The organism is Aeromonas sp. FDAARGOS 1408, assembly GCF_019048665.1.
Lineage (GTDB): Bacteria > Pseudomonadota > Gammaproteobacteria > Enterobacterales > Aeromonadaceae > Aeromonas > Aeromonas dhakensis.
In genome coordinates this window covers 693,461-711,633 of the sequence record NZ_CP077394.1, presented here as the reverse complement: position 1 = coordinate 711,633, position 18,173 = coordinate 693,461, and the positions used below count along the sequence as shown (strand labels likewise).

General features: G+C 61.8%; 20 protein-coding genes and 1 riboswitch. Of the genes, 8 read left to right on the top strand and 12 right to left on the bottom strand.

Annotated features, from left to right (window positions below):
• Window positions 1-89: 89 nt before the first annotated feature.
• On the bottom strand, window positions 90-332 hold the full coding sequence (locus I6L38_RS03540) for an Lpp/OprI family alanine-zipper lipoprotein (protein ID WP_010634682.1): 243 nt from the start codon (window positions 330-332) through the stop codon (window positions 90-92).
• A gap of 224 nt (window positions 333-556) precedes the next feature.
• Window positions 557-1,210, bottom strand: coding sequence for a 3,4-dihydroxy-2-butanone-4-phosphate synthase (gene ribB, locus I6L38_RS03535; RefSeq protein ID WP_005298666.1), 654 nt, complete (start codon window positions 1,208-1,210; stop codon window positions 557-559).
• A 105-nt stretch (window positions 1,211-1,315) separates the two neighbouring features.
• A riboswitch (FMN riboswitch) is annotated at window positions 1,316-1,473 on the bottom strand.
• A gap of 199 nt (window positions 1,474-1,672) precedes the next feature.
• Between ribB and purU the strand changes: the two genes are divergently transcribed.
• The gene (gene purU / locus I6L38_RS03530) at window positions 1,673-2,509 is read left to right on the top strand and encodes a formyltetrahydrofolate deformylase (RefSeq protein ID WP_011705222.1); all 837 of its coding nucleotides are present in this window, start codon (window positions 1,673-1,675) and stop codon (window positions 2,507-2,509) included.
• Window positions 2,510-2,578: 69 nt separating this feature from the next.
• Here purU and I6L38_RS03525 read toward each other — a convergent pair whose 3' ends face one another.
• Both I6L38_RS03525 and cls read right to left on the bottom strand, forming a co-directional pair.
• Window positions 2,579-3,841, bottom strand: a complete 1,263-nt coding sequence (locus I6L38_RS03525) for a DUF945 family protein (protein ID WP_043170855.1) — start codon at window positions 3,839-3,841, stop codon at window positions 2,579-2,581.
• Between the two features lie 95 nt (window positions 3,842-3,936).
• A complete protein-coding gene (gene cls / locus I6L38_RS03520) occupies window positions 3,937-5,418 on the bottom strand; it encodes a cardiolipin synthase (RefSeq protein WP_216989150.1) in 1,482 nt (493 codons plus the stop codon).
• A gap of 96 nt (window positions 5,419-5,514) precedes the next feature.
• Between cls and I6L38_RS03515 the strand changes: the two genes are divergently transcribed.
• Complete coding sequence (locus tag I6L38_RS03515; RefSeq protein WP_005298658.1) at window positions 5,515-6,057, top strand: DUF1439 domain-containing protein; 543 nt, start codon at window positions 5,515-5,517, stop codon at window positions 6,055-6,057.
• A gap of 4 nt (window positions 6,058-6,061) precedes the next feature.
• Here I6L38_RS03515 and I6L38_RS03510 read toward each other — a convergent pair whose 3' ends face one another.
• Window positions 6,062-6,541, bottom strand: a complete 480-nt coding sequence (locus I6L38_RS03510) for a GNAT family N-acetyltransferase (RefSeq protein WP_201880502.1) — start codon at window positions 6,539-6,541, stop codon at window positions 6,062-6,064.
• A gap of 428 nt (window positions 6,542-6,969) precedes the next feature.
• Between I6L38_RS03510 and I6L38_RS03505 the strand changes: the two genes are divergently transcribed.
• The 3 genes from I6L38_RS03505 (at window position 6,970) to I6L38_RS03495 (ending at window position 10,646) form a co-directional block, all read left to right on the top strand.
• Window positions 6,970-8,133 carry a M23 family metallopeptidase gene (locus tag I6L38_RS03505; protein ID WP_043170852.1) on the top strand — a complete coding sequence of 388 codons (1,164 nt, stop codon included), beginning with the start codon at window positions 6,970-6,972 and terminating at the stop codon, window positions 8,131-8,133.
• Between the two features lie 194 nt (window positions 8,134-8,327).
• Entirely contained in the window at window positions 8,328-9,725 is a 1,398-nt protein-coding gene (locus tag I6L38_RS03500) for an alpha-amylase family protein (RefSeq protein ID WP_043170850.1), read from the top strand.
• A gap of 171 nt (window positions 9,726-9,896) precedes the next feature.
• Window positions 9,897-10,646: a lytic transglycosylase domain-containing protein gene (locus I6L38_RS03495; RefSeq protein WP_043170849.1), complete on the top strand. Its 750-nt coding sequence runs from the start codon at window positions 9,897-9,899 to the stop codon at window positions 10,644-10,646.
• 255 nt (window positions 10,647-10,901) lie between these two features.
• Here I6L38_RS03495 and aqpZ read toward each other — a convergent pair whose 3' ends face one another.
• From aqpZ to I6L38_RS03475, 4 genes are all read right to left on the bottom strand, one after another.
• The gene (aqpZ, locus tag I6L38_RS03490; RefSeq protein ID WP_201880499.1) at window positions 10,902-11,588 is read right to left on the bottom strand and encodes an aquaporin Z; all 687 of its coding nucleotides are present in this window, start codon (window positions 11,586-11,588) and stop codon (window positions 10,902-10,904) included.
• Window positions 11,589-11,914: 326 nt separating this feature from the next.
• The gene (ruvC, locus tag I6L38_RS03485) at window positions 11,915-12,436 is read right to left on the bottom strand and encodes a crossover junction endodeoxyribonuclease RuvC (protein ID WP_005298649.1); all 522 of its coding nucleotides are present in this window, start codon (window positions 12,434-12,436) and stop codon (window positions 11,915-11,917) included.
• A gap of 187 nt (window positions 12,437-12,623) precedes the next feature.
• Window positions 12,624-13,532: a Gfo/Idh/MocA family protein gene (locus I6L38_RS03480; RefSeq protein ID WP_216989149.1), complete on the bottom strand. Its 909-nt coding sequence runs from the start codon at window positions 13,530-13,532 to the stop codon at window positions 12,624-12,626.
• Between the two features lie 207 nt (window positions 13,533-13,739).
• Window positions 13,740-14,126, bottom strand: coding sequence for a hypothetical protein (locus I6L38_RS03475; protein ID WP_005298645.1), 387 nt, complete (start codon window positions 14,124-14,126; stop codon window positions 13,740-13,742).
• A gap of 539 nt (window positions 14,127-14,665) precedes the next feature.
• On the opposite strand from I6L38_RS03475, the gene I6L38_RS03470 reads away from it, so the two are divergent.
• Together I6L38_RS03470 and I6L38_RS03465 are read left to right on the top strand one after the other, a co-directional pair.
• Window positions 14,666-15,199 carry a DinB family protein gene (locus I6L38_RS03470; protein ID WP_201988403.1) on the top strand — a complete coding sequence of 178 codons (534 nt, stop codon included), beginning with the start codon at window positions 14,666-14,668 and terminating at the stop codon, window positions 15,197-15,199.
• Window positions 15,196-15,630: a hypothetical protein gene (locus I6L38_RS03465; protein WP_201899478.1), complete on the top strand. Its 435-nt coding sequence runs from the start codon at window positions 15,196-15,198 to the stop codon at window positions 15,628-15,630. Before I6L38_RS03470 ends, I6L38_RS03465 begins: the two co-directional genes overlap by 4 nt.
• Before the next feature lie 55 nt (window positions 15,631-15,685).
• Here I6L38_RS03465 and I6L38_RS03460 read toward each other — a convergent pair whose 3' ends face one another.
• Together I6L38_RS03460 and I6L38_RS03455 are read right to left on the bottom strand one after the other, a co-directional pair.
• Complete coding sequence (locus tag I6L38_RS03460) at window positions 15,686-16,168, bottom strand: hypothetical protein (RefSeq protein WP_201899479.1); 483 nt, start codon at window positions 16,166-16,168, stop codon at window positions 15,686-15,688.
• The gene (locus I6L38_RS03455) at window positions 16,165-16,506 is read right to left on the bottom strand and encodes a DUF805 domain-containing protein (protein WP_099358620.1); all 342 of its coding nucleotides are present in this window, start codon (window positions 16,504-16,506) and stop codon (window positions 16,165-16,167) included. The genes I6L38_RS03460 and I6L38_RS03455 overlap by 4 nt, the downstream gene beginning before the upstream one ends.
• Window positions 16,507-16,697: 191 nt before the next feature.
• Here I6L38_RS03455 and I6L38_RS03450 point away from each other — a divergent pair, with 191 nt between their 5' ends.
• The gene (locus tag I6L38_RS03450; RefSeq protein ID WP_216989148.1) at window positions 16,698-17,738 is read left to right on the top strand and encodes an AraC family transcriptional regulator; all 1,041 of its coding nucleotides are present in this window, start codon (window positions 16,698-16,700) and stop codon (window positions 17,736-17,738) included.
• Window position 17,739: 1 nt separating this feature from the next.
• Here I6L38_RS03450 and I6L38_RS03445 read toward each other — a convergent pair whose 3' ends face one another.
• Window positions 17,740-17,967 carry a hypothetical protein gene (locus tag I6L38_RS03445; protein WP_216989147.1) on the bottom strand — a complete coding sequence of 76 codons (228 nt, stop codon included), beginning with the start codon at window positions 17,965-17,967 and terminating at the stop codon, window positions 17,740-17,742.
• Window positions 17,968-18,173 lie beyond the last annotated feature (206 nt).

Below are 18,173 nucleotides of genomic sequence, written 5' to 3'. Positions count from 1 at the left end.
AGGCGGGGATCAGCGAGGAAAATGCGGGAATTTGATGAATTTCAGGCAAAAAAAAATGGCGCATAACTGCGCCATTTTTTTCGCATGGATTACTTCTTGTAGGAAGTAGCCATGTTGTCGATGCGCTGGTTAGCACGCATAGCTTCTTGCTTGGCTTCTGCAACATCAGCAGCGATCTTGGACTGATCAGCACGAACAGCGCTAACATCTTGAGCCAGTTGGTCAACTTTGTTAGACAGATTCTGAACGGAAGTTTCCAGTTCGCTGGTGTTTGCACAACCGCCCAGCAGAGCGGACAGACCAACAACACCTACCAACAACATTTTTTTCATTTTAAAAGCTCCCTTTAACTCGCCAGACGTTTAGCAAGCGGCGTGATTATGGCACAAAAAAATCATAGTTTGGATAGGCCCCATCACAGATAAATGCATTAAAACCCTCATTTTTTTTTAAACGTACACTTTTTGTGCAAAGTTCAGTCAAAAATAAGGGTCACTGGATGAGGTTCGCACAAAGCGTAACCAAATTTTGTGCTTATTACAATTTCGTATGAGGCTCAGGCTGAACGTTCTGACAGCAACTGACGATACTGCACCAGATCCTCGATGGTCAGCACCGGCATGTCATGGCGGCGGCCAAATGCCACCAGATCCGGCAAGCGGGCCATGGAGCCATCTTCCTTGGTCAATTCGCACAACACACCGAAGGGTTTGAGCCCGGCAAGCTGCATCAGATCGACCGTGGCTTCGGTATGGCCGCGGCGGGTCAACACCCCGCCAGTGCGGGCCCGCAGCGGGAAGACGTGGCCCGGGCGATGCAGGTCGGAGGGTCTGGCACCGTCGGCGATGGCGGCCCGGATGGTAGTGATGCGATCGGCCGCCGAGACGCCGGTGGTCACCCCCTGCGCCGCCTCGATGGTCACGGTGAAGGCGGTCTGATAGTGGCTGGAGTTGGCCTCCACCATCATCGGCAGTTCGAGCTGGCGTACCCGCTCATCGGTCAGGCAGAGGCAGACGATGCCGGAGCACTCGCGGATCATCATGGCCATCTGTTCATTGGTCATGGATTCGGCTGCGAAGATGAGATCCCCTTCGTTCTCCCGATCTTCATCGTCGGCCACCAGCACGCCGCGGCCGGCACGCAGAGCTGCCAGCGCCGCTTCGACACGGGCAATGGGATCACCAAATTCACTGAGAAGAGACTGATTCATGGTAAGACTCCTAAACAAGACAAGGACCAGAATCAGGGCATGGAAAGGCAGACAGAGATAGGCATGCGGCGGCCGGCCCGCGGGGGGCTTGCCTGCAATAGTCTGTCTTATCCTCTTTCATCCGGACTGTGACCGTCGGCTCCGGCATCTCACCGGATCTGCTGACCCCGTCCCGGCTGAAAACCGGGTCGGGCGCTCGCGGGCTCCCCGAGTCAGATCGGGATACCGCCGGTGGGGAATTTCACCCCGCCCTGAGAATAAGCGCAGACAGCCTAAAGAAAAACGGTGCCGGATACCAGCACAAAACCCATCAAGGATGAATAGCATGCCTGCTCCGGGGCACGGATCGCCCGGATGCACGGCGCGCTGTCCTTTCTGATTTTGTTTGTGGCATAGTGCCAGAAAAAACGCGCGGCCTGCGCAGACTCAGGCGCCAACAACACCAACGGAATCATGACAGAGATGGAAAAGAAAATACTGCTGACGGACTGCCCGGACGCCAAGGGCCTCATCGCCAAGATCACCAACATCTGCTACAAGCACCAGCTCAACATCAACAAGAACGACGAGTTCGTGGATCACGAAAACGGCCGCTTCTTCATGCGCACCGAGCTGGAAGGGCGCTTCAACGACGAGACCCTGCTGGCCGACCTCGATGATGCCCTGCCCGCCGGTGCCCAGCGCCGGCTGGTCAAGGCCGGCAAGAAGCGCATCGTCATCCTGGTGACCAAGGAGACCCACTGCCTCGGCGACATCCTGATGAAAAACTACGCCGGTGCGCTGGACATGGACATAGTGGCGGTGATCGGCAACTACGACACCCTTGCCGAGCTGACCGGCAAGTTCGACATTCCGTTCCACACCGTCAGCCACGAGGATCTGAGCCGCACCGAGCACGAAGAGCAGGTGCGCGCCATCATCGACGGCTACCAGCCCGACTACGTGGTGCTGGCCAAGTACATGCGGGTGCTGACCCCGAGTTTCGTCGAGGCCTATCCACGCAAGATTATCAACATCCACCACTCCTTCCTGCCTGCCTTCATCGGTGCCCGCCCCTATCGTCAGGCCTTCGATCGCGGGGTCAAGCTGATCGGCGCCACCGCCCACTTCGTCACCGACGACCTGGATGAGGGCCCCATCGTCGAGCAGGACGTGATCCACGTCGATCACACCTTCAGTGCCGACGACATGGCCAAGGCCGGCCGCGACGTGGAGAAGTCCGTGCTGAGCCGGGCGCTCGAGCTGGTGCTGAACGAGCGGGTGTTCGTCTACGGCAACAAGACGGTGGTGTTCAAGTAACTCCAGCCACCGAAAACGACAAAGGCTCCCGCGGGAGCCTTTGTTCCATATGCACTGACGCGACGTCAATCAGAGCGACAGATCGTTGATGGTCATGGCGCCCTTGTCGAGCTTGATCTCGGCCGTCAGCTGCTCCTTGTCCGCCTTGAGATACCCCATGGCCGCGAACTGGTCCAGCATGGGTGCCAGTTGCGGCACCGCCTTGCCCAGCTTGCCGCTCAGGTTGGCGTGCAGCAGGCCGGAGAGGGCGTGCATCCCCTCTTCGCTGTTGAACAGCTGCTCGAGCGAGGTGCTTGCCAGCTTGATATCTCCCTTCATGGCCACCGGCTCGCCGTTGAGATGGGAGCTCAAGTCCACCAGCTCCAGCGTGGCACCACGCTTGAGCATCTTGTCCAGCGCCTGCTGAATAGCCTCCTCTTCCACGCCCTGGCCGCTGGAGGCCTGCAGCGCCTGATAGCCTTCCAGATCCAGCCCCTTCAGATTGAGGGCCAGCTTGCTCTGGGTCAGCGCCAGGTTGTCCGCCTCGTTCTCCAGATTGAGGGTATCCACCTTCATCTGGTAGCTGCTGGAGAGGGTCTGGGCATCATCCCCAGCCAGCTGGGTCTCGGAGGTCAGCCCCTGCAGGGAGAACTTGACGTTGTCCGGCAGCTGTACCGACAGCGCGGAGAGGGTCATGTCGCTGCGGGGAGAGAGCCAGATGCCGCGGATCTCGGCCATGTCGGCGCTGCCCTTGAGCTCGGCCAGCACCATGTCCATCTTGTTCTGCTCTTCGTGCAGGGTCATCCCCTGCCAGTGGAAGGTGAGGTGGCCATTGCCTTCCAGATCACCGTGATAGTCACCCTTCATCGGCAGGAAGCTGAACTCGTCGAGCCCCTGCTTGACCTTGAACTCGTTGGCCCAGAAGCGGCTGCTGTTGCTGGAAGTCCACAGGCTGCTAACCGACTCGATGCCAAACTGCCACTGTTCCATCTTGAAGGCGTTGAACACGGGCGCCAGCGAACCTTGCCTGGTGTCGAGCAGCATGTTGCTCTTGATGTAGAGCGGCAGGATGCGGCTGTCGACGATGAACTGCACCTCGACCGGCTCGCTCCCCTCCAGCTGACCATCCAGGCTGGCCAGGGTCTGCGGGGTGATCACCATCTTCAGTACGCCGTCACGGGTGAACAGGTTGCTCGAACCCGGCTGCCAGCTCAACTCGATGCCGCTCTCCTGCTTCACCTTGGCGATCTGCTCGGCCATGATACGGTCGAACGCATTGCCCGTGTACCAGCAGGCACCCAGCCCACCCACCACCAAGGCCGCCGTGACGGCCAGCGCTACTCGCTTCTTCATCTTTATTCCGTTCTCCAGGGAGTGATTGCCGCACTCTACGGGGCAAGTTCGGGGGGAGGCAAGCGCAATTCGGCGCCGGCCACAATTAAGTGATGTCATAACAAGGGGCTGAACAGATAGAACATGTTCTCCATGGCCTTCTTGTACCAGGGGCGTGCCCGCCACTTGGCCAGCGACATGGGCGTCGCCTCCACCATGTAGCCCTGCACCAGCTGGGTCATCTCGGCGACGAACACCGGATTGTCGATGAGCAGGGTCACCTCGAAGTTGAGCCAGAGGCTGCGCCGATCCAGGTTGACCGTCCCCACCAGGGCAAAATCGTCATCCACCAGCACGCTCTTGGTGTGCAGCAGGCCGGCGTCGTAGCGGTAGATCTCCACCCCCGCCTCCAGCAGCTCTTCCATGAAGGCATTGCAGGCGTAATTAGCCATGATGGAGTCGTTGCGCGCCGGCAACACCAGCTGCACCTGCACGCCGCGGGCCGCCGCCGAGGAGAGCGCCGCCGCCAGCGGATCGTCCGGCACGAAGTAGGGGGTGGTCAGCACCAGATGGTGGCGGGCCTGGTAGATGGCCAGCAGCAGGCTCTGCTGGATGCAGTCGCCGCCGACGAAGGGGCCGGACGGGATGAGCTGGGCCCGGTAGTTGCTCTGGGGCCAGGCCTCCGGCTCGTGCTGCAGGCTGTCGAGCAGCCGCTCGCCGGTCTCCATCTCCCAGTCCCAGACGAAGATGGACCACATCAGCGGCACCATGGGGCCCTGTACCCGGATCATGATGTCGACCCATTGGCCGACCCCGGCGTTCTGCTTGAAGAAGCGGGGATCCACCATGTTCATGGAGCCGGTGTAACCGACCCTGTCGTCGATCACCACCAGCTTGCGGTGCATCCGCAAATCCTGACGCTGGAACGGGATGCGCCAGGCCCCGACCGGCAGCACCTCCACCAGCTTGACCCCCGCCTTGCGCAGCTTCTTCGGCCAGGGCGAGCGCAAGAAGGTCTTGCTGCCCATGGAATCGAGCAGCAAGCGACAATCCACGCCGCGCGCCGCCACTTCCATCAAGGCTTCACACACCTCGTCGGTGTCGCCGCCCGGGTGCCAGATATAGAACTCCAGGTAGCAGGACTGGGAGGATTGGCGGATGTCGCGCACTATCTCGCGTAGGATGGCTTCCGGCTTGCTGAGCAGCGTCATCCGGTTGCCGGAGAGCATGGGCATGGCCAGCCGTCCCTGGATCAGATCGTGCAGCGGCTGGGCCTTCTCCCCCACCTCGCAGCAGTGCTGAGGGAAGAGCCGGGCCAGCTGGCGGATCCAGATGGCATAAGGGCGGTACATGGCCTGGGCCCGCTCGGCGCGCCGCCGGCCGAGGCGAATTTCGCCAAACAGCACGTAGAAGCCGACCCCGGCAAACGGGATGGCATAGATGAGGGCGAGCCAGGCCAGCGAGACCCCGATGGGGCGCCGCTTCATCACCACCCGCAATGAGACCCCCGCCACGATCACGGTGTGAAACAGCAGCAGCAACCAGCCCAGGAACTGGGAAAACAGCAGTTGGATGTCGTGCTCCAGACCGTTGATCACGAGAACTCCTTTTACACAGGGGTGAAAGCGGTGGGCAGATCCCACGAAAGCAGGATGGTATGCTGTAAGACACACCCATTCAATCAGGTCGTTAGCATGATCCTGTCATCTATGCTGCTCAGTCTGGCCATGCTAGGTCAAGGCTCATATGACATCAATGAGCAACAGATAAACCAGTACCTGCAATCCCAGGTGCAAGTGAACAAACAGCTGGAGCTGCCCGGCATCATCAAGGCCCATGTGCAGCTCGAGCAGAGCGACGTGCAGATCGGGCGTCAGAGCCCGGACACCGCCCGGGTCTACGGCAAGGGCAAGCTCAAGATCGCCCTGCCGGACAACACCGAATACGACGCCCGGCTGAACATGGCCTACGAGGCGAGGCCGCGTTACGACAAGGCGCAGAGCGCCCTGTTCCTCGACAACATGAAGTTGATTGAATACAAGCTGGAGCCTGAGGCGGCGCAGCAGAAGTTCGGCTTCATGCTCGGCATGCTGCTGCAGAGCATGGAGAAGCGGCTGGAGACCCAACCGGTCTACCGGCTCGATGCCAAGGATCCGAATCAGGCCTGGCTGAAGGAGAATCTGCTGGGGCTGGAGCTGTCACCGGGCAAGATCCACCTGCTGACCAAGCCCCAGTAAGGGATCAGTTGTAGACGGGGGCCTTGGCCTGGCGCACCAGCAGCTCGATCTGGTAACCCTGTTCGCGCTGCTGGTCATAAAGGGAGAAGAGCGGCCCCTCCAGCTCGTGCAGGGACAGGTCGGCGAAGCCGGCCTTGAGGTAGAAGGGCTTTTCGAACGGCAAGGCCTGGCAGATCACCGGCTTGTCCAGCAGATCGCTGCAAGCGTGTTGCAACAGGCGAGAACCCAGCCCCAGCGACTGGTAGTGGGGCAGCAGGCGAAAGCCGCAGAGGTGATAGTAATCCTGTTCGTCGCGCAGGCGCACGGCCCCCACCAGCCAGTGGGCGTCGCGTACCACGAAGATCCGCTCGGCCAGATCCGGCACATAGTGGGAGAAAGTGGTTTCGTAGTAGTCCCTGATCAGGGAGAGATCCGCATCGCAGTACTCTTCGAACGTGAGTTCCATCGCCCGTTTGCCTATCACACTCGTTTCATCCTTGGCCATCCGGCCAGATCCTCGCACAGAAGTTGTTGGTCGAAGAGATCCGACCAGCATGAAGATATCACGGCTTTTAGTAACAAAAAAGCCAATAACCACACCAAGTTGCATACTTTTTAACATGCTGCCGGCGCGGCGGCAAACCGCAATCCTAGCACGGCAAACCCGAGGCAGACACTGTTTGTCCCTTCTCTTGGCCCTTTACGGCAGCCCGCCATTTGATGACCCGCAACCTACTGATTTGGCTCTACAAACAGATCGCGTAAACATTTATTAACAAATCATTCTCGTCATCTCCCCGCACAAAAAGCCCCATTCGAATAGCAACTTTACCGTTTCGCCCTATGGTGAAACCTTGGCATAGCATCGCGCTGTTGTTGCCTGCGTGGGGTCACCCCCACACCGACACCTCACCACTTTGCCAAGGAGCTATCATGTCCAGACCGATCCCCTCCCTGTTGCTGCTAGCCTTGCTGCCCGCCGCCGGCTGGGCCGGCGACATCCATGTCCCGCTTGCCCCCTATCACTTCACGGCGCAGCAGCTTGCCACCGGCCAAGCCCCGGCACTCCCCCTGGATGAGGCCCACTTCGTGTTCGGCGAGGCGGCCATGGCGTTCGATCTGCACGATTTCCTGCTGCAACAGGCGCCTCACCTGCTGCCCAAGGAGGAGGTGATCCTGCACTGGAGCGGCATCACCAGCCTCAACCCCCAGCTGCTGCTGGCCCTGATGGAGACGAGCAGCCAGCTCATCTCGGCCCCCTCCGAACAGGCCATGGCGGCGCCATTCGCCAAGCTGGTGAAGGCCAGGGGCTTTGACAATCAGCTGGAGCTGATGGCGCGCCAGCTCTCCGAGCGCTTCTATCAGGCCCGCGCCCAACAGCAGCTCACCCCGCGCCGCACCCCTGCCCTGGCGCCGCAAGCCGCGCACCAGGCCGCCCTCGCCAGCCTGCTGAGCGCGCCAGTGCAGCAGCAGCTTGGTGAGCAGTGGCAGACCCTGTTCGGCCAGGACGCCATGACTTCCCCCGGGGGCGGCGCGGCCGCGCCCGCGGCACCGCTGGCTGGCGGCCAGTTCCAGCTGCCCTGGCGCCAGGGCTACAGCTGGAAGGCCAACGGCGCCCACTCCCATACCGGCTCCGGCTACCCCTACTCCTCCATCGACGTCTCCTACGACTGGCCGGGCTGGGGCGGTGCCACCTACACGGTCACCGCCGCCAACAGCGGCACCGTCACCGTCTTCTCCCGCTGCCAGGTGCGAGTCACCGCCCCCAACGGCTGGGCCACCAACTACTACCACATGAGCGGGATCTCGGTGCGCAGCGGCGACTACGTGGCCGCCGACACCCCCATCGGCACCTATGCCAGCAACCGCAACGAGGCCCTGTGCGAGGGCGGCTCCTCCACCGGCCCACACCTGCACTTCTCCCTGCTCTACAACGGAGTGTTCCAGTCCCTGCAGGGACAGAAGCTGAGCAGCTATGCCGTCAACGTCGGCGCCAGCAACTACGACGACAACTGCAACCGCTTCTGGCTCTACAACCAGCGCAATGGCCAGCGCTACTGTGCCTGGCAGCCGCTCTACAACAACGGGGTCGACTGAGTTGCAATACCACCCGCTAAGTGATTGAAAAATCAGTAATGATGGGATCTGTGCGGTTTTTTGCAAGCCGTCACAGATCCGCACAGTCCGCTTTGAAAGTGCTCACAAAATCACCGTCAGGCGATTGCCGGCCAGCCAGGCTGGTGTGAGGCTCTGGGTGCCCATCAGGGCACCCAATAAAAGGACTGACAATAATGAAACACACAGCGGGAATCTGGGCGATCGCAGGCATGCTGATCGCTCCTTTGGCACACGCCGACGTCATACTGCACGCCTTCAACTGGAAATACAGTGAAGTCACCGCCAAGGCCGATCTCATCAAGGCTGCCGGCTACAAACAGGTGCTCATCTCGCCGCCCCTCAAGTCATCGGGCAACGAGTGGTGGGCACGCTACCAACCCCAGGATCTGCGCCTCATCGATACCCCCCTTGGCAACAAGCAGGATCTCGAGCAGCTGATCGCCGCCATGCAGGCTCGGGGCATCGCCGTCTACGCGGACGTGGTGCTCAACCACATGGCCAACGAGAGCTGGAAGCGCAGCGATCTCAACTACCCCGGCAGCGAACTGCTGCAAAGCTATGCCGCCAACCCCGGCTACTTCGAGCGGCAGAAGCTGTTTGGCGATCTGGGCCAGAACTTCCTGGCCGGCCAGGACTTCCATCCGGAAGGGTGCATCAGCGACTGGAACGATCCGGGCAACGTGCAGTTCTGGCGGCTGTGCGGCGGTGCCGGCGACAAGGGTCTGCCGGATCTCGACCCTAACAACTGGGTGGTGAGCCAGCAGCAGGCCTACCTCAAGGCGCTCAAGGGGATGGGCATCAAGGGCTTTCGGGTCGATGCAGTCAAGCACATGAGCGATTACCAGATCAATGCCGTGTTCACCCCGGAGATAAAGCAGGGGATGCACGTGTTCGGCGAGGTGATCACCACCGGCGGTGCCGGCAGCAACGACTACGAGCGCTTCCTCAAGCCCTATCTCGACAGCAGCGGTCAGGGTGCCTATGACTTCCCGCTGTTCGCCTCCCTGCGCGGGGCGCTCGGCTATGGTGGCAGCATGAACCTGCTGGCGGATCCCGGTGCCTATGGCCAGGCCCTGCCGGGCAGCCGGGCGGTCACCTTCGCCATCACCCACGACATTCCCACCAACGACGGCTTTCGCTACCAGATCCTGAACCCGACCGACGAGAAGCTGGCCTACGCCTACCTGCTTGGTCGCGATGGCGGCTCGCCGCTGGTCTATTCGGATCACGGCGAGACCCAGGCCAAGGACGGGCTGCGCTGGCAGGACTACTACCTGCGCAGCGACATCAAGGGGATGATCCGCTTCCACAACGCGGTGCAGGGCCAGCCCATGCAGCTGGTCGGCAGCGGCGACTGTTTCGTGCTGTTCAAGCGCGGCAAGCAGGGGCTGGTCGGCATCAACAAGTGCGACTACGAGCAGGAGTACTGGCTCGATACCGCCAAGTTCGAGATGACCTGGTATCGCAACTATCGGGACGTGCTCGACCAGAGCGCTGTGGTCAACGTGCAGAGCCAGTGGGTCCGGGTCGCCATTCCCGCCCGCAGTGCCCGCCTCTGGCTGCAGGAGTAAACCGGCAACTGCCGTGCGAGGCTGCCACCAGGCGGCCTCGCTTTTTTATTGCGCACACAAAATGGTGAACCGCGGCCACACCTCGGCCTGCGCGGGCTTGTTCTGCCCGCGCCGTGATGCTTTACTCAACAAGGCTAACGAGGCTGAAGGAGCAAGCCGTTGAAAGCATGGATGTTGATGGGATTGATCCCGCTGTTCTCCCCGCCCGGCTGGAGCCAGACACCCGCCCCGGCCGAGGTGGTGATCCTCACTGCCGAGCCGCCGGCCCCGCCCCCCGCGACGGCCCCCGTCACCCTGCACACCCCGGGGGTGCTGCCGCCACCCGAGCCGGCCAGCCCTCCGCTGCCGCCCGGCACCCGCCAGATCCAGGTCTACAAATCGGTGCAGAAAAATGGCGTGGTGCGCTACTCCGACATGATGCCGGAACAGGGTCACTACGAGCTGCTGCTGTTCAACGACTGCTACGCCTGCGACCCCGACTCCAAGGTCAACTGGCACACCACCGGCCTGTTTCTCTATGACTACGCCAGCACCATCCAGGCGGCAGCCAAGGCCTATCAGGTGGAGCCGGCCCTCATCCGGGCGCTGATCCACGCCGAATCCGCCTTCAACCCCCTCGCCGTGTCCCGCAAGGGGGCCATGGGGCTGACCCAGCTGATGCCCGCCACGGCGCGGGAGCTGGGGGTGGGCAACGCCATGCTGGCGGAGCAGAACATCTTCGGCGGGGTGAAGTACCTGGCGGGGCTGCTCAAGCAGTATGGCGGCAACGTGGCGCTGGCCACCGCGGCCTACAACGCCGGTGCCGGCGCGGTGCAAAAGCATGGGGGCATACCCCCTTACGCAGAAACCCGCGCCTATGTGGAGCGGGTGCAGCTGCTGCGCCAGCGCTACAAGGACATGTTGAGCGCCAAGGGGTTGTAAGCCCTTGGTAAGCCACAAACAAGGTGGCACACCCTCCCATATGGCCGAAACCCGCACCTATGCCTATGTGTGGAGCGGGTGCAGCTGCTGCGCCAGCGCTACAAAGACATGCTGAGCGCCAAGGGGTTGTAGCCCCTCCCCTCTTGCCGACGACCAAGCAACTTTGCGGGCCCTTGCGGCCCGTTTTCGTACCCGCCAGAAACGAAAAAACACGCCCGGGGGCGTGTCGATACCACACTTTGCTGCCCTGACGGATCAGGCTTTGGTCGCGATCGCGCGATAGGCCAATGCACCCAGAATGGCACCGACGATGGGCGCAACCCAAAACAGCCACAGCTGGCTCAGTGCCCAGCCCCCCACGAAGAAGGCCACACCCGTGCTGCGCGCCGGGTTGACCGAGGTATTGGTCACCGGAATGCTGATGAGGTGAATGAGGGTCAGGCACAGGCCGATGGCGATGGGGGCAAACCCGGCCGGGGCCCGGCTGTCGGTGGCGCCCATGATGACGAACAGGAAGAAAGCTGTCATCACCACTTCGCACACCAGCGCCGCCAGCATGCTGTAGCCGCCCGGAGAGTGCTCGCCATAGCCGTTGGAGGCAAAGCCCGCCGCCAGGTCAAAACCGGCCTGACCGCTGGCAATCACATAGAGCACCGCCGCTGCAGCAATCCCGCCCAGCACCTGAGCGACCATGTAGGGCAGCACGCCGGAGGCCGGAAAACGACCGCCGGCCCACAGGCCAATGGTCACGGCTGGGTTCAGGTGACAGCCCGAGATATGGCCGATGGCGTAAGCCATGGTCAGCACGGTCAGACCGAAGGCCAGCGCCACGCCGAGCAGGCCGATGCCGACGTTCGGAAAGGCGGCGGCCAGCACGGCGCTGCCGCAGCCCCCCAGCACCAGCCAGAAGGTGCCCATGAATTCAGCTGCAAAAGGTTTCACTTCTCGACTCTCCCAATGATGGATGAAGCGGGAGCCCAGGGCTCACCGGGCCGCACCACGCGGCCGGCGCATATTATGGGAGTCAGGATCGGGCATGCGAAGGGAGGGGGGCACGGCCATAAGACGTGATATGCATCACAAGCCGTTGATTAACTGAGAGGATTGTCGTTAGCGACCGATCAGGCAGCCCTTCTCGGTGGAGAGGAGGTGCGACAGAAAGTGACCCTTTTGAGGCTTCTGCCGACAGCCACCGCTGCCAGAGGAAGCAACCCGCCGATATATGGCCGGTTGCCCGATAGTGCCGCTATCACAGTGGCATGCGCGGCTCAGCGGTAGCGACCGCGCACCGATCCCGTGCTGCGTCCGGCCATCTTGATCAGGATCTGGCGGGTATGGAAGTGGCAGAGCGCCACCCCGAGGGCATCCGCCGCATCCGCCTGGGGGGTGGCCGAGAGCTTGAGCAGGTGGGTCACCATATGCTGCACCTGCTCCTTGGCGGCGCCGCCGGTGCCCACCACCGCCTGCTTGATCTGGGTGGCCGAGTATTCGCTCACCGGCAGCAGGGCATTGACCGCCGCCACGATGGCGCTGCCGCGAGCCTGACCCAGCTTCAAAGCCGAATCGGCATTGCGCGCCATAAAGACCCGCTCGATGGCGAACTCGTCCGGCTTGAACTGGGTGATGATCTCGCTCACCCCGTCATAGACCTGCTTGAGGCGCGACGGCAGTTCTCCCAGGTCGGTGCGGATGCAGCCCGAGCCCAGGTACTCCGCCTTGCCCGCCACGATGCGAATGACCCCGTAACCGGTGATCCGGGAGCCCGGATCTATCCCCAAAATAATGCTCATAGACTCGCTGCTGATCTGAAGGCTGTTTCTGCTCGCCAAGATAGCAAACAAGCCAGCGCTTGGCTCGCCCGGCAGGTGCCCTCCCCTGCCGACTGCGCAGGGATGCGCCATCTCATACAGTGGTCCGGCGATTTTTTCGCCCGCCCCTCCTGTCCATGGCCCGAGCAAACCGGCGCGGCGCTCACCCTCACTCCCCCGCCAGGGCCACCAGTTGCTCTGCCAGCCGGTGGCTGTGCAGGTAGCTCTCTATCAGCGCCCCGTCGGCCCGCCCCGCCTCAATCTGCTGATACCAGTGGGCCAGCATGGCGGCAAAGCCCCGGCTCGCCAGCACCGACTGCCAGTCGTCGGGGGCCAGGGTCTGCACGGTTTTATCGCGGGCCAGGGTGCCCCGGGTGCAGTTCTCGATATGCAGGGAGAGGTTGTCGCCATAGGCGTCGATACGCTCCTCGGTAATGCCAGCGCTGCGATTCATGCTGCCGCTCACCGCCACCTGCCCGCTCTGCCAGGCCACGCTCACCCCGGCCAGCAACTCGGGTTGGCGGGTACAGCGCCGCAGCACCGCATGCAGATCCCCATCAGGTGCGCCGCCGTAGTAACAGAGGCTGTCGAGCACATGAATAAAGTCGTCGAACAGAAATGCGCGCGGGGCCCCCGCCAGGGCGTGGCGGTGCTTTTGCCAGTTGAGCTCGGTGAGTGGCTGGCCGCGGGCTTCACTCATGGCGGGCAGATAGCGGCGGTTGAAGCCCACAAACAGCGGGCAGTTCTTGGCGATGGCGATATTGGCGAGGCTCTCTACCCCGGCAAGAGTGTCGCAGAGCGGCTTGTCGACAAAGGTGGGGATGCCGGCGCGCAGGCACTGGGCGGCCAGTTCCAGGTGCACCGCGGTGGCGGCGTGGATCATCACCGCATCCGGGCGGCTTGCCAGCAAGTCGCCCAGCTCGGTGAAGCACTCTGCAATTCGGTACTGGCGGGCCAGCTTATCCAATACCGCCGAATTGCGGGTACAGAGCAGCGGGGTGACTCGCTCGTCGCTGGCCAGCAGCGGCAGATAGGCTTTCTGGGCGATATCACCAAGACCTACGAGGGCAATGCGCATGACAACTCCTTGTTTTATCAGGCACGCGTGGGCAGGGTCAGCGCTGACGAACGCCTGCGCCAACCGGTCAATGCAAACTGGCGGACAGAGTAGCACTCCCCTCCTCTCCCCTCCATCGGCGGCGCCAAAAGCAGCAGGGGCGACCCGCCGGTTGCCCCTGTTTCTGCATCTGTTGCTTGCATTACACGCCGGATCGGCCTGCGAGGATCAGCCCCGTGACAGCCCTTTGAGGGACTGGCAGTCGTAGTAGGTGACCCGCGGCTTGTCGTTGTAGTTAAGGTCGATCACTCCGAACAGCATTTTACGGGCGGGAATATAGACGTGGACATAGTTGGCCTGCTTCTCGTCGGCCACCTTGACGCTCTCCTGGTTGTTGTTCAGATAGGAGTTGAGCAGTCCTGCGCTGCTATAGCGCTCCAGCAGGTTCATCGGGAGCTCTTCGTTGTGCTTGAGGGTGCACAAGTTCTCCGGCTTGGGCGGGAACTGGCCCACCACCACTTTGCGCCCTTGCGGGCTTGTCTTGTCAACAGAGGTCATGCTGCCGGCACAGGCCGTCAGCGCCAGCGCGGGCAACAACAGAAACAGTTTTTTCATGGGGTCTGAACTCACAGATGGCGGGCCATCCCGGCCCGGTTTTGCCGCGGTGTTGACCGCGACGCTCGCCGCCGCCATCACCGCTGTCGCTTTTTTGATATCTCTCGCCGAGCAGGCTCGTGTCGCGAGTGGCGCGCATCTTCACACCCAGCCCCTCGTTATTCAATCACTATTCAATCAACAGGGCGGGAAGTGTGTAACCAGATATTTCAGGGCATCTGGTCGCCCTTTTGCCACCTCTCCTGCCCCGCGAAACTGGCGGCAGTGCTGGCTTCGGACGAGTGTCTTTGGCTCCCCCAGCCTTCAGCGACCCCCGAAGATGATGGCCTTATGGTCAGCCCTATGTAACTGATTGATCACCTTATGTTTCACCAGCTGGAGCGAGAGCGGATCATAGGCTGGCAGGCCCATGGAGCACGGCTGACCGCGTACTGGCAGCAACCGGCCTGCTGTCGATACCGCCGCAGAACAGGTTTCATATCGGTCTCTTCTTGGCTACCATGCCCACCTTTCAAGGAGCAGATGAGGGCAAGGAACCGATGAACAACGAGACGCTGCAATCCCTTTTTCATTACAAGCGCTGGGCCGATGACGAACTGCTGGCGGCCCTCGCCACCCTGGATGCCACGCAATATGGCGAGGCTCACCACACGGCCCTGCGCATCTTCAACCATATCCATGTGGTCGATACCATCTTCAAGGCCAACCTGCTGGGGGAACGGCACGGTTTTACCGCCACCAATACCCCCGAGACGCCGACCCTGGCGGCGCTGCACGGCGCGGTCACGGCACTGGATAACTGGCTGGTGGAGTATGTGACGACCCTGAGCCCGCAGGCGTGCAACACCCAGATCCGGTTTCAGTTCACGGATGGCGACCAGGGGCAGATGAGCCGCGCCGAGATGCTGCTGCACCTGGTGACCCACGGCGGCTATCACAGGGGGGCGATCGGGCGCATTCTGGTGCAGTGCGGCATCACGCCGCCGCGCGATACCCTGACCACCTTTTTGCATCGCAGCGAACTCGGGCGACGGGGCGATGCAGCCCTGGCAGATGACAAGGCCCGCCCATGAAACGCGCCTGTCTGCGGCTCACGCCGCTGCTGCTGATCTGGCTGCTAAGCGGCTGCGCCGCCGCCCTCGATCACTACTCGGGGCGCTTTCGCAATACTCTGGTATCGGGGGAGACCCGCACGACCATTCGCGCCGAACTGGGCGAGCCCCAGCTCTGCCAGCAGGCCACCTTTCTGACCGAGGATAAGGTGCAGGGCTGCGATCGCTTTACCGTGCTCGGCAAGATCCACAAGCGTGGTGACGGCAATGGCCAGGCCACGGCGAGCGCCGTGACAATGGGGCTGGGGGAGCTGATCCTAGTGCCCATGACGGTGGCCAGCGTGGCGGCGGACTACACCGAGCAGCACACCATTACCGTCTATTACGATCGGGATGATCACTATCTCTTTCACACCCTGCTCAATGCCAAGGGGCAGGAAGTGTGGCAGTAGGCACACCGGCCAGTGGACCTTCTCTGGCCGGCGCCTTTTCCTGACGAGGGAGGCCTTATTGACAGCGCAGCGCCGGTTTGTCTTCCAGCAGCCAGGCTATCCAGCGCCGCCGCGAGTTCAGCACAAACCCTTCGTCTGCCGCGATCCCGCTGACGATATAGCCGTCGGCCGCCGGGTCAGCGGCCTCGCGGGAGAAGATGAAGTCGCTGCTGTTCACCCGTTCACCCTTGCGGAGCGCCGCATCAAGCCGCGGCGTCATGACGATGATGGCCAGCCCCGCGGCGGAGTCGATGCCAAGGCCGCTGCTCGCCACCTTGCCGACCGCCACCGGCACCCGGATGGCGCAGTGGCGCCCCTCGGCATCCGTGGTGGTATAGGTTCCCTCCCCCACCCGCCCCTGCAGCCACAGCAGCTCGCCACGGGTCAGGCTGTCGACCTGCAGCAGGCCCAGCGCCCCCTTGGGAAAATCGTGGGGATTGTCGACGGCGGCCACTGCCAGCGAGCAGCACAACATAAACAGCCAGAGTGCGTGTCTCATGCCGATGCCTCCTTGCCAACATGGGTTGCCCCGCTTTGCTGCGCCAGCAAATAGATAAGCAGCAAGGGCCCCACGGCCGGCACCAGAAAGACCCAGCCCCACCAACCGGAGCGGCCGGTGTCGTGCAAACGACGCACGATAAGCGCAATCAGGGGCACGCTGCTTACCAGGCCGTAGCTCAGATCCAGCCAGCCCAGATTGGCAAGCAGCACGTCCAGCCAGATGCAGATCAGGGTGACCAGCAGATGGCCCAACATGAACCACCCACATTCGGCCCGGGTGGCACGACCCGAAAAATCCAGGGCGCGTTGCCACCCCAGCCAGTAGAAAGAGAACATGAATACCTGCCTTTTATGGTGATTGGGAGCCCTTATCATGGGGAGCAAAGCGCTCCCCGGCGTCCTCAAACCGGTTTCAGGTCGTCCTCGAACCGCGCCTGCGCCATCATGGGCTTCATTCGCCTGACCCAAGCCGTTATGCTGGCATGCCGCCGCCGGTCAACGGCCTCTCTTTGCACACGGGATTCATGATGCTGGCCATACCCATACCCTTTATCGTCTCCTTGCTGCTGGCACTGCTGGCCGCCGTGCTGCTGACGCGCCTTGGCCGTGCGGCCAGAACGACCGCCCTCTTTTTGCTGCTGTGCGCTATCACCACCGGCGTGGTGGGGCTGCGCTGGACCTTCGATCTGGCGCTGCTCACTCTCGCGCAGCCGATCCTCGCCTCACTTATTCCGGTGGCCGCCTGGCATATCTTCAGCCGGGCCAAGGCGCCAGGGACCCGCTTCTCCTGGCTGCACGGCGTCGGCCCCGCGCTGGTTGCCCTCGGCATGCTGACCCACAACTGGTTGCCACTGCCATTGGATGGCCTGCTGACCGCCATCTATCTCTGCTACGGCATCGCACTGGTGCGTTTTTCCGATAAGACACAGTTGCTGCTTTATGTCTCGTTCAATGAGTGGGAGGGGGTCAGACGGGCGGAACATATCGCGGGCTGGATGCTGTTGTTTTCGGCGGCCATCGATGCCGCCGTCTCCCTCGACTTCACCTTCAATCAAGGCCAGCTGGCGCCCTATATCCTGTCGCTGGGTCACCTGATGCTGGTGCCCATGCTGGCGGCGGCCGTGGTGATGGTGGGGGTCACTACCCCTGACGCAGAAGAGGAGGAGATGCCCGCCTCCGTTCCCGAGCCTGCTGAGAAAGCGCCGCTGCTGAGCGACGATCGTGCCCGGGAGATAGTGGCCCTGTTGGATAACCTGATGAAGGAGAAAGCTTGCTATCTGGATCCTGAGCTGACCCTGGCCCGTCTCTCACGCAAACTGGGCATTCCCGCCAAGCAGATCTCCAGTGCCGTCAATCTGGTGCGCCAGCAGAGCATCCCCAGGGTCATCAACGAATATCGGATTGCCCATGCCAGGCAAGCCCTGCTGAACACGGATGAGAGCATCACCCAGATCTTGATGAACGCCGGTTTTCAGACCAAATCCAATTTCAATCGCGAATTTCAGCGCATCACCGGCCTGACTCCCAGCCAGTTCAGAGCAAGGCGCGACCTGTCGGCCGCCTCCTGAATCAATCGCCTGCTCTCGTTTGCTCCCGGCGATCCAGCCACTTGCCTATCCTTGCCCCCAGCTCGGAGCAGACCAGCGCCGTCACGGCGGCCCAGAGCATCTGGTTGCCATCAAAACCCGCCTGCTTTTCAAACAGGAAGGGCATCAGCAGGTTGAAGCCGATAATCCCGAGCAGCAATCCAAGGCCGCTGCCTACCTTCTCCCTGCGGGATCGCGTTTTTATTGCCATCTATTGCTCCTGCTGGAATGAGATAAAGGGGCACCGCTCACCCCTGCCGATATCCCCGGCAAGATAACAAAGCCTCCCCTGATGAGGACAGACATCTTTTGGGGAAATGAAAATAGCCACATATGCCCTTTCAAATCCATTTGCTGATCCAGTTCAAAAAACGATGAGAATCTGATGGTTACATCATTTTAAAACTCGCCCAAGCA